Source organism: Aurantibacter sp. (assembly GCF_042094015.1).
In the GTDB taxonomy this organism is placed as follows: Bacteria; Bacteroidota; Bacteroidia; order Flavobacteriales; family Flavobacteriaceae; genus Aurantibacter.
The window spans coordinates 1-9454 of the sequence record NZ_JBELDZ010000090.1; the positions used below are offsets into that span (position 1 = coordinate 1).

The 9454-nt window shown below is 30.0% G+C and carries 12 protein-coding genes; 8 read left to right on the top strand and 4 right to left on the bottom strand.

What is annotated here, in order from left to right; translation table 11 throughout:
• The 8 genes from ACFDSN_RS10845 to ACFDSN_RS10880 form a co-directional block, all read left to right on the top strand.
• Nucleotides 1–655, top strand: a 655-nt coding sequence (locus tag ACFDSN_RS10845; RefSeq protein WP_375239874.1) for a tol-pal system YbgF family protein, incomplete at its 5' end; no start/stop codon positions are given.
• A gap of 7 nt (nucleotides 656–662) precedes the next feature.
• A complete protein-coding gene (gene ribH, locus ACFDSN_RS10850) occupies nucleotides 663–1142 on the top strand; it encodes a 6,7-dimethyl-8-ribityllumazine synthase (RefSeq protein WP_375239875.1) in 480 nt (159 codons plus the stop codon).
• A gap of 183 nt (nucleotides 1143–1325) precedes the next feature.
• On the top strand, nucleotides 1326–1541 hold the full coding sequence (locus ACFDSN_RS10855; protein ID WP_375239876.1) for a hypothetical protein: 216 nt from the start codon (nucleotides 1326–1328) through the stop codon (nucleotides 1539–1541).
• An 11-nt stretch (nucleotides 1542–1552) separates the two neighbouring features.
• On the top strand, nucleotides 1553–1834 hold the full coding sequence (locus ACFDSN_RS10860) for a riboflavin synthase subunit beta (protein WP_375239877.1): 282 nt from the start codon (nucleotides 1553–1555) through the stop codon (nucleotides 1832–1834).
• Between the two features lie 3 nt (nucleotides 1835–1837).
• Nucleotides 1838–3709, top strand: coding sequence for a DNA mismatch repair endonuclease MutL (mutL, locus tag ACFDSN_RS10865; protein ID WP_375239878.1), 1872 nt, complete (start codon nucleotides 1838–1840; stop codon nucleotides 3707–3709).
• A 3-nt stretch (nucleotides 3710–3712) separates the two neighbouring features.
• Nucleotides 3713–4462 (top strand): rhomboid family intramembrane serine protease, encoded by a 750-nt coding sequence (locus ACFDSN_RS10870; protein WP_375239879.1) that lies wholly within the window; start codon nucleotides 3713–3715, stop codon nucleotides 4460–4462.
• A complete protein-coding gene (locus tag ACFDSN_RS10875) occupies nucleotides 4462–5325 on the top strand; it encodes a rhomboid family intramembrane serine protease (RefSeq protein WP_375239880.1) in 864 nt (287 codons plus the stop codon). Before ACFDSN_RS10870 ends, ACFDSN_RS10875 begins: the two co-directional genes overlap by 1 nt.
• Nucleotides 5326–5387: 62 nt before the next feature.
• On the top strand, nucleotides 5388–6413 hold the full coding sequence (locus ACFDSN_RS10880) for an endonuclease/exonuclease/phosphatase family protein (protein ID WP_375239881.1): 1026 nt from the start codon (nucleotides 5388–5390) through the stop codon (nucleotides 6411–6413).
• Nucleotides 6414–6415: 2 nt separating this feature from the next.
• Here ACFDSN_RS10880 and ACFDSN_RS10885 read toward each other — a convergent pair whose 3' ends face one another.
• The 4 genes from ACFDSN_RS10885 to ACFDSN_RS10900 form a co-directional block, all read right to left on the bottom strand.
• The gene (locus ACFDSN_RS10885) at nucleotides 6416–6730 is read right to left on the bottom strand and encodes a DUF6122 family protein (protein WP_375239882.1); all 315 of its coding nucleotides are present in this window, start codon (nucleotides 6728–6730) and stop codon (nucleotides 6416–6418) included.
• Nucleotides 6730–7344 carry a WbqC family protein gene (locus ACFDSN_RS10890; RefSeq protein WP_375239883.1) on the bottom strand — a complete coding sequence of 205 codons (615 nt, stop codon included), beginning with the start codon at nucleotides 7342–7344 and terminating at the stop codon, nucleotides 6730–6732. The genes ACFDSN_RS10885 and ACFDSN_RS10890 overlap by 1 nt, the downstream gene beginning before the upstream one ends.
• A 14-nt stretch (nucleotides 7345–7358) precedes the next feature.
• Nucleotides 7359–9053, bottom strand: a complete 1695-nt coding sequence (lepB, locus tag ACFDSN_RS10895) for a signal peptidase I (RefSeq protein ID WP_375239884.1) — start codon at nucleotides 9051–9053, stop codon at nucleotides 7359–7361.
• 114 nt (nucleotides 9054–9167) lie between these two features.
• The coding region (locus tag ACFDSN_RS10900; RefSeq protein ID WP_375239885.1) for a dihydrodipicolinate reductase C-terminal domain-containing protein at nucleotides 9168–9454 on the bottom strand (287 nt) is incomplete at its 5' end.

A 9454-nucleotide genomic window follows, 5' to 3' on the forward strand; every position in this document is an offset into this window, starting at 1 on the left:
AATTATTTTAGGTTATGTTTTCTTAGGTGAAATAATTACACCAAAAGTAATCGTTGCAGTAGCAGCAGTAGTTTTAGGATACTTAGCATACCAACAATTTGTAACTAAACCTGCTCAAGCAGAAGCAAGTAACGAAATGTATCAAGCTCAAAAGTATTTTAACGATGCTGTAAACGCAACAACAGCTAAAGATTCTTTATATACGTTAGCGTTAAATGGTGGAAGTGGTAAACAAGGTTTTGTAGATATTGCAGACCAGTTTAGTGGAACTAAAGCAGGAAACTTAGCAAATGCTTATGCAGGTTTAGCTTACTTAAACATTAAAGATTATAAGAATGCAGAAGCATATTTACAAAAATTTAATGGTGAAGACGAAATAGTTTCGCCAATGGTTAAAGGAGCATTAGGAGATTTATATGCGCAATTAGAGCAAAAAGAAGATGCTTTAGTAGCTTATAAGCAAGCGGCTAATTTAAGAACTAACGATTTCTCTACACCAACATACCTATACAAAGCAGGGATTACAGCTTTAGATTTAGGTAAAGGTAAGGAAGCTTTAGACTTATTTAAGCAATTAAAAGATAACTATCCAACATCTACAGAAGCGTTAAATTCTGAAGTGTTTATTGGAAAAGCGCAAGCAATGTCTAACTAAGACTTTTATGGCAACAACAGATTTATCAGTATACGATAAGGTAACAATCCCAAATGCGAAGGACTTTCGATTTGGGATTGTTGTTTCAGAATGGAATTCTAAAATAACAAACGGACTTTTAGAAGGCGCAAAGCAAACGCTTTTAGATAATGGCGTAAATTCAGATGCTATAAAGGTTTGGGATGTACCAGGAAGTTTCGAACTTATCTATGGGGCAAAAAAAATGCAAGAACAAAATGTGAATGCTGTTATTGCAATTGGTAGTGTTATTCAAGGAGAAACCAAGCATTTTGATTTTGTTTGTGATGGTGTTTCTCAAGGAATTAAAGACTTAAATGTTTTACATGATACACCAGTAATTTTTTGTGTATTAACAGATAATAATATGCAACAAGCTATAGATAGAAGTGGAGGACAACACGGAAATAAAGGAGTGGAAGCTGCGGTAGCTGCTATTAAAATGGCAGAACTAAGAAGAAACGCTTAATAAGATAATATGAGACACAACTAGTCTTCTTAAATATTAAAAATCCAAACCTAAAAAGGTTTGGATTTTTTTTATGAATTGGTTTTAGTAAAGATCTTCTGTTTTGTTAACAAATTTTAGCATTCAAAGTCTTAAGAACCTTAACATTTTCAGTATTTTTGAATAGAAAACAAATTCATTAAGATGTTCAGTCAACGAAAAAATAAACGTTTTAATTACCAAACGCGATTTTCTTCAGAAGAAGAACAAAAAAGAGATGTACTTAAAGATGAGTTTAGAAGCCATTTAAAACGCGTTCCAAAACAAAATAATACTAAAGTTTCTACACTAATTGTTCTAATTGGCCTATTAGTTGTTGTAGGTATAGTAATGTATATGTTAGAATCTAAAATGAATTAATGCGGTAGATTATGGGACTATTATCGAAAAGAAAAAATAAGAAATTTAACTACGAGCCTCGCTTTTATAAAGGTGAAGGAAACCCTTATGAGATTAAACACAAGTTTGATGATTTTCGTAAAACCGTTGGAGAGAATCCTAATTTTAAACAAAAGTTTACAAATGCTTTTGATGAATTTAAAAATTCGCCAGATAAAGCTACTAATCGACGAATTTTAATTATAATAGCAGCTTTAATAGTATTGTTTTTAATCTTTATAGAATTCGATTTATCTATTTTCTTTAGTGCTTAATATATGTCAGATATTATACAATTATTACCCGATCATGTGGCAAATCAAATTGCAGCAGGAGAAGTGGTGCAAAGACCAGCTTCTGTAGTTAAAGAGCTTTTAGAAAATGCTATAGATGCCAAATCCAGTCAAATTAAACTAATAATTAAAGAAGCTGGAAAAACACTTATTCAAGTTATAGATAATGGACTTGGTATGAGTGAAACCGATGCACGTTTAAGTTTTGAACGTCACGCAACATCAAAAATTAAAAATGCAGACGATTTATTTCAACTTAACACTAAAGGGTTTCGCGGCGAAGCTTTAGCAAGTATTGCAGCTATTGCACACGTAGAATTAAAGACCAAACAAGAACCTGCAGAAGTTGGTACAACTATAGTTATTGAAGGAAGTGAAGTTAAGTCTCAAGACGTTGTAGTTGCACCAAAAGGAACAAGTATTGCAGTTAAGAATCTATTTTTTAATATTCCAGCAAGACGAAATTTCTTAAAATCTAATGCAGTAGAATTACGTCATATTATTGACGAATTTTATAGAGTTGCTTTAGCGCATCCAAATTTAGGATTTGTCTTATTTCATAATGGTAGCGAATTATACAATTTACCGCAAAGTAATTATAGACAACGTATTGTAAATTTATTAGGAACAAAAACAAACGAAAAACTAGTTCCTGTAGACGAAACAACAGAAGTAGTTACCATTTCTGGATTTGTTGGGAAGCCAGAATATGCAAAGAAAACAAGAGGCGAACAATACTTTTTTGTAAACGATCGTTTTATAAAGAGTGCATATTTAAATCACGCTATAGCATCTGCTTTTCAAGGTTTATTAAAAGAAGGACATCACGCGTCTTATTTTTTATACTTACAGGTTAATCCACAGAGTATAGATATAAATATTCATCCAACAAAAACCGAAATTAAGTTTGATGACGAGCAAACACTGTATGCTATTTTAAGATCGGCAGTAAAACATAGTTTAGGACAATTTAATATTGCGCCAATTTTAGATTTTGAGCGAGATGCTAACTTGGATACGCCATATTTACAAAAAAACACAGGTAAAATGCCACAAGTTGAGGTAGATAGAAGTTTTAATCCATTTACGTCAGACTCACCAAAAACAACGTTGAGCAATACAAATAGTTCATCATCAAATTCAAGTTATACTAAAACGCCATCTGCAAATTGGGAAAGTTTATATGTTGGTTTAGAGTCTAAAGGCACAAAAGAAGTTGTAGATTTTAGTCAAGTAGAATTTGAAAGTGCTCCAGAAACCACTACTATTTATAATGATGTGGTTAAAGACGAAAAACAATACAGCACATATCAATTAAAGAATAAATACATTATAAGTACTATAAAATCTGGAATGTTATTAATAGACCAACATAGAGCACACCAACGTATTTTGTACGAAGATTTCTTGAAACACATTACAGTTAAAGAAGCAGTTAGTCAGCAGCTATTATTTCCTTTGGAATTGCATTTTTCAGTTCAGGATATAGAAATTATAAAACAATTACAACAAGATTTAGAATACACAGGTTTTATTTTTCAGGATATAAAAAAGGAAACTATAGAGATTACAGGTGTTCCAGTAAGTGTTCCAGAAAGTGAAGTGTCTATTTTATTAGAACAACTTATTAGCGATGTAGAAAACGAAGTGCCAGATTCTAACTTTAGTGTTACCGATTTAATAGCCAAATCTTTAGCAAAAAGTTTAGCTATTAAAAATGGAAAAAAATTAAACCCAGCAGAACAAGAACATTTGGTAAATAGTTTATTTGCTTGTAAAGCGCCAAGTGTATCTCCAACTAATAAAGCCACGTTTACTACAATGAGTGTAGATGAACTGGATAAAAAATTCATGTAACTTATGATGCGTATTACAGAAACCGTAAAACATTTATTAATTATTAATATTATTTTCTTTGCTGGAGCACAACTTATTGGTGGCGGAGAATTATTTTATGATTTGTTTGCACTTTATTTTCCCGAAAATGATGCTTTTAAACCTTGGCAAATTGTAACACATATGTTTATGCATGGTGGATTAATGCATCTGGTTTTTAATATGTTTGCTTTATGGATGTTTGGCTCAACAGTTGAAGCTAGATTAGGAAGAAATAAATTCTTATTTGTTTATTTTTCAGCAGGATTAGGAGCTATTCTATTTCAAGTTGGTTATAATTATTTTGATTTTACAGGAATAATGAACGATTTAATCGTTTCAGGATTTACTAAATCAAATATTATTGAAATGATAACAACTAATAAGGTTTCAGATTCAGTTTCTCCAATACAATTAAGTGGTTTACAAGATGCATTTTCAATTTATAACGGTTCAATGGTTGGTGCATCTGGATGCTTAATGGGAATATTAGTAGCTTTTGGAATGTTAAACCCAAATGCGGAACTAATGATGTTGTTTTTACCAATTCCTATAAAAGCCAAATATTTTATTCCTGGAATTATACTATTAGATGTTATATCTGCGTTTTCAGGTCAATCATTTTTTAGTCCAAGTAATACTGCTTATTTAGCTCACGTTGGTGGCGCAGTTGTAGGTTTTATAATTATGTGGTATTGGAAAAAGAATAGTTTTAATAGTTTCAGAATAAATTAATGAGTTTTATAAAAGATTTACAAAACAAGTATAAAAACTTAAATGTTTTAGAGCAGTTAATTGTTATTAATGTTAGCTTGTTTATTCTAGTGCTTATCTTAAAGCCTTTTTTAGGAACTGTTTTATCTTGGTTAGAATTAAAGAGTGATTTTAATATAACTATTTTACAACCTTGGACTATTTTAACTTATGCCTTTTTGCATTATAACCCAATACATATAATCATTAATATGCTTTGGTTATATTTTATAGGTAAATCTTTTTTGAATCTGTTTAATCCAAAAACAGCTTTAAATGTTTACTTTTTAGGTGCTATTTCTGGTGGAATTGTATTTTTATTAGGTTATAATTTAGTTCCAACTTTCTTTAAAGAATCAGCTTATGTTGTTGGAGCTTCTGCAGCAGTTAGAGCATTAATGATTTTTTTATGTGCTTATATGCCAAAACAAGAAGTGCCTTTGTTTTCTTTTAAATTAAAATTAGGACACGTTGGTTTAGCTTTAGTTGCTTTTGATGTTATGGGCTTATTTGGAGATAATTCTGGCGGAAATTTAGCACATCTTGGTGGAGACGCTTTGGGTTATATTTACACTACACAACTTATAAAAGGAAACGATATTGGCAAAGGTTTTGAAAAACTAATGGATACTATTGTATCTTGGTTTAAACCGTCTAAAAAAACACCATTTAAAAAGGTGCATAAAACAAAACGTAAATCTAAAGTTGCTGGTGTTAAAAAAGAAGATTTTGATCAATTTTCAAAACAGAAGAAAATAGATTTAATATTAGATAAAATTGCAAAAAACGGATACGACAGTCTAACTGCTGAAGAAAAAGAGTTTTTATTTAGAGCAGGTAAGTAGTCTTTGTTAGATAATAAAAAGTAACAATAAAAAATAGAGTAGTAGTAATATAAAAAAACAATTTGAAGAATTTAAACGTTATAGATAAATTAATATTTCTAGCAAATTCGCTAGCAGCTTTTGTATTGCTATTGGCGTATTTCTTGCCATTAATGCCGCCCAAAACATTTGCGGTATTATCTGTTTTAAGTTTGGGTTTGCCTTTTTTAATGTTACTTAACGTTTTATTTTTTGTGTATTGGTTACTTAAGGTAAAACGTCAGTTTATTTTATCGCTTTTAATAGTTGGTTTTGGTTACTTCTTATTTGGATCGTTGTATAAATTTTCTAATTCTGAAACAGAACCATCAAAAAAGTCTATTTCAGTAATGAATTACAATGTACGTTTGTTTAATTTATATGATTGGATTCCAGATGTTAATGTACCAAGTAAATTTTCTTCATTTATAAAGAAAGAGCAGCCAGATATACTGTGTATTCAAGAATATCATCCTACCACAAAAGTAGATTTATCTATGTATCCTTATAAGTACGAAAAAATTGAAGGAGTAAAATTTAAATACGGACAAGCTATTTTCTCTAAGTTTCCCATTATAAATTCTGGATCTGTAGAATTTCCAAATACTGCAAATAATGCTATTTTTGCCGATGTTGTAGCGTATAAAGACACAATTAGAGTTTATAATATTCATTTACAATCTCTAAAGATTGATAAGAATGTAGAAAAGCTTACACAAACAGAATCCGAAAAAGTATTTTTAGGTATTGGTAAGACCTTTAAAATGCAACAATTTCAAACAGAATTATTTTTAATGCATAAAAACGACTGTAGCTATAAGACTATTATTAGTGGCGACTTTAATAATACAGCTTTTTCTTATGTGTACAGAAGTATAAAAGGCGATATGCTAGATGCTTTTAAAACATCTGGAAATGGTTTTGGTAGAACCTTTAATTTTAAATTTTTTCCTTTAAGAATAGATTTTTTATTAGCTGATAAAAAATTAGAGGTTAATAAGTTTAAAACGTTTGATGTTCAACTTTCAGATCATTATCCTGTAATGGCTACTTTTTCTTTGAAGGAATAATTTTAAATTCCCATCATAAAACAATCCAAACTATCTGCTATAATATGGCAAATTAAGCCAATTCCCAGCAGACGTGTAATTTTTGGAACAACTAGTAGTAAATAAACTATAATAGCGTAATAACTATGTAGAAAATGGAAATTAATACTACAACGGTTTGGGTGAAAAATAGGCGTTGACCATAAATGATCTAAGTCTATAAGAAAACCACATAAAAATATAAGGTATACTTTTAGATACTTGGGTTTGTAAAATAGGATAGCAATTGCTAATGGTAATAAAAAGTGAGCACCATAATGCAGAAAAGGTCTAAGCATTAGGCTAGTGGTTGAGATTCTAAATAGGTTAAAGTGTTTGTTCCTTCGTTAAATAATAAGTCCAAAATACTTAGATTAGAGATAAACCCGTGTTTTATACCAAAGACTTGTGTGTAAGATGCTAGTTTAAAACCTTCAGATTTTCGTTCTGCTAAATGTCTAAAATCTAAACTATTTACTGGATGTTTTTCAAAAGTTTCTGTTTTAGAAAATGTAGTTTCAATTTGTAATAAATCGCAAATTACTTCTAGGCATTTTAAATTGAAATCTAAAACGGTTTTAAACTCAGTTTCAAATAAATCTTTTAAATCATCTTCGTAATATTCAAAAAATGGCGATGTTTTATAAGCGGATTCTAAAGATTTCCATATGTGTAATTGCCATTTTTCAGGATTAAAAACAGGTACGTCTTTATATAGTTTTCTTTCTTTTTGCGAATATATTACAGGACAATTTAATTGTAATAAACCATTAGCGCCGTAAATATTAGCTCTATTCCTAAAGGTTTGCTTTTGGTAATTGTCACAAACTTCTAAAACCACGTGTTTATGTTGTGCAATCACTACAAACGTAGATAGATTAGGAAAAAGTGTTGGTGTAATTAAAGCGTTCATCTTTAAACTAAATTCTATGCATTAGCTTTTTTCTTCTTTCTGTACCTTGAAAAACCTATGTATCCAAAAATTAAAACAAGTACAGGAATCAAAAAAGACGTTGCTTTTCCTTCGCCAGAAACGGTTGTAAATAATCTATCCCAACGAATTTTATTTAAACCTTTTCCATTAGTATCATAACTCATCCAAACTAAAACAGGTTTTCCAACTACGTGATCTTGTGGTGTAAAACCCCAAGCTCTAGCATCTTGAGAGTTATGTCTATTATCTCCCATCATCCAATAGTAATCCTGCTTAAATGTATAGGTTGTAGCAACTTGATTATTGATTAATATTTGATTTCCGTTTACTTTTAGTGTGTTACCTTCATAAGCTGTAATAATACGTTTGTATAATGGTAAAACATCTATGTTTAAATCTACAGTTGCTCCAGCTTGTGGGATGTACATTGGTCCAAAGAAATCTTTATTCCAAGTGTAGTCAGGACTTGAAGGGAAAGTTTTTGGTTCATAATCCTTTGGATTTGAAAGGTTTTTTGTAATAGATATTACATTAGGATTTTTCTTTATAATTTTAGCGAGATCTTCTGTTAAGTTAATTACATAAGCTTTTTTGCTTTCTTTTATTTTCAAATTAACATAAGTTTCCCTGTTTAAGTTGCCTCTAAAAATAACTTTTTCATCATATTCGTATACAGATTTTAAATTCAAATTATTAGTTTTAAAATAATCTTGAACTTTATCGTTTTCATATATTGTTTTTTTAACTTCGTATAAATCAAATATTTCAGTCAAACCATATTGGTCAATGAAATTTTGAGAAAGACCTGTTTTAAAAACTACTGAATAGAAAAACTGCAATTTAGCACGATCAGGTAATTCGTTCTTTTTTCCATTGATATAAACATAACCATTTTTAATAGCTAAAGAATCTCCAGGTAAACCAACGCAACGCTTAACATAATTAGATTTTTTATCTAATGGTTTGTGTTTTACCGCACTATTTACATCTGTAATAACGGTTAAAGTATCAACTGGCCAATTAAAAACAACAATATCGTTACGTTTAATATCTTGAAAACCAGGAAATCTGAATTTTGGTAATTGTGGTTTTTCTAAATATGAAGGAATTAAAGTTGTAGGAATGGCATCATGAACCATTGGCAAAGCAACTGCAGTTTGAGGTGTTCTTGCGCCATAATGAAATTTACTTACAAACAAGAAATCGCCAACTAATAAGGTTTTTTCTAAAGAAGATGTTGGAATTACAAACGGCTGAATAAAATACGTATGAACAATAGTTGCAGCTACTATTGCAAATAAAATAGAGCTTACCCAATCTCCAACTTCAGACCTTGGTTTTAAACTTCTATCATTTATATAATCTAAATCTAAACTATAACTTAAATAGAAACTATAAAAGCCTAAAGTTATAATAGCTAATAAGGTGTCTAAACGAGAATTTTTCCCAAAACTGCGTGCAATCTCAACCCAAATAACAGGAAATAAAATAAGGTTTACAATAGGTAAAAATAAGAGTATAGTCCAGTACCAAGGTCTATTAATAATTTTCATTAAAATAACCGCATTATAAACAGGAACAAAAGCTTCCCAGGCTTTTCTGCCAGCTTTAACGTAAAGTTTAAAAGTTGCTAAGCCATGTAATAATTGAATAGCGAAAAAGAAAATAATCCAAGATTGTAAATCCATTTTTTTTGTATTGTGCTAATAACAATTTTTGCGTTATTAGATGTTTTTAGTAATTATTTTGTTGTCTATTGTTTAGACTTTTAAATTCAATACTTGTTACAATTAAGTCTTTGGTTAACTAATATTTAACACATCTTTCATTGTGAATATGCCTTTTTTATTAACTAACCATTCTGCCGCAATTACTGCGCCTAAAGCAAAACCTTCTCTAGAATGCGCTTCGTGACTTATATTAATAGTATCTATTGTGCTTTTGTAATTTACGTTATGTGTTCCTGGTACTTCAGGAATTCGTTTTGCGTTTATGGTTAATTTATCAGTTTCACTTTTATCTAAAACCCATTCAGTTAAATTAGTTTGTTCATCTAAAATAGATTCAGCTAATGTTATAGCAGTTCCAC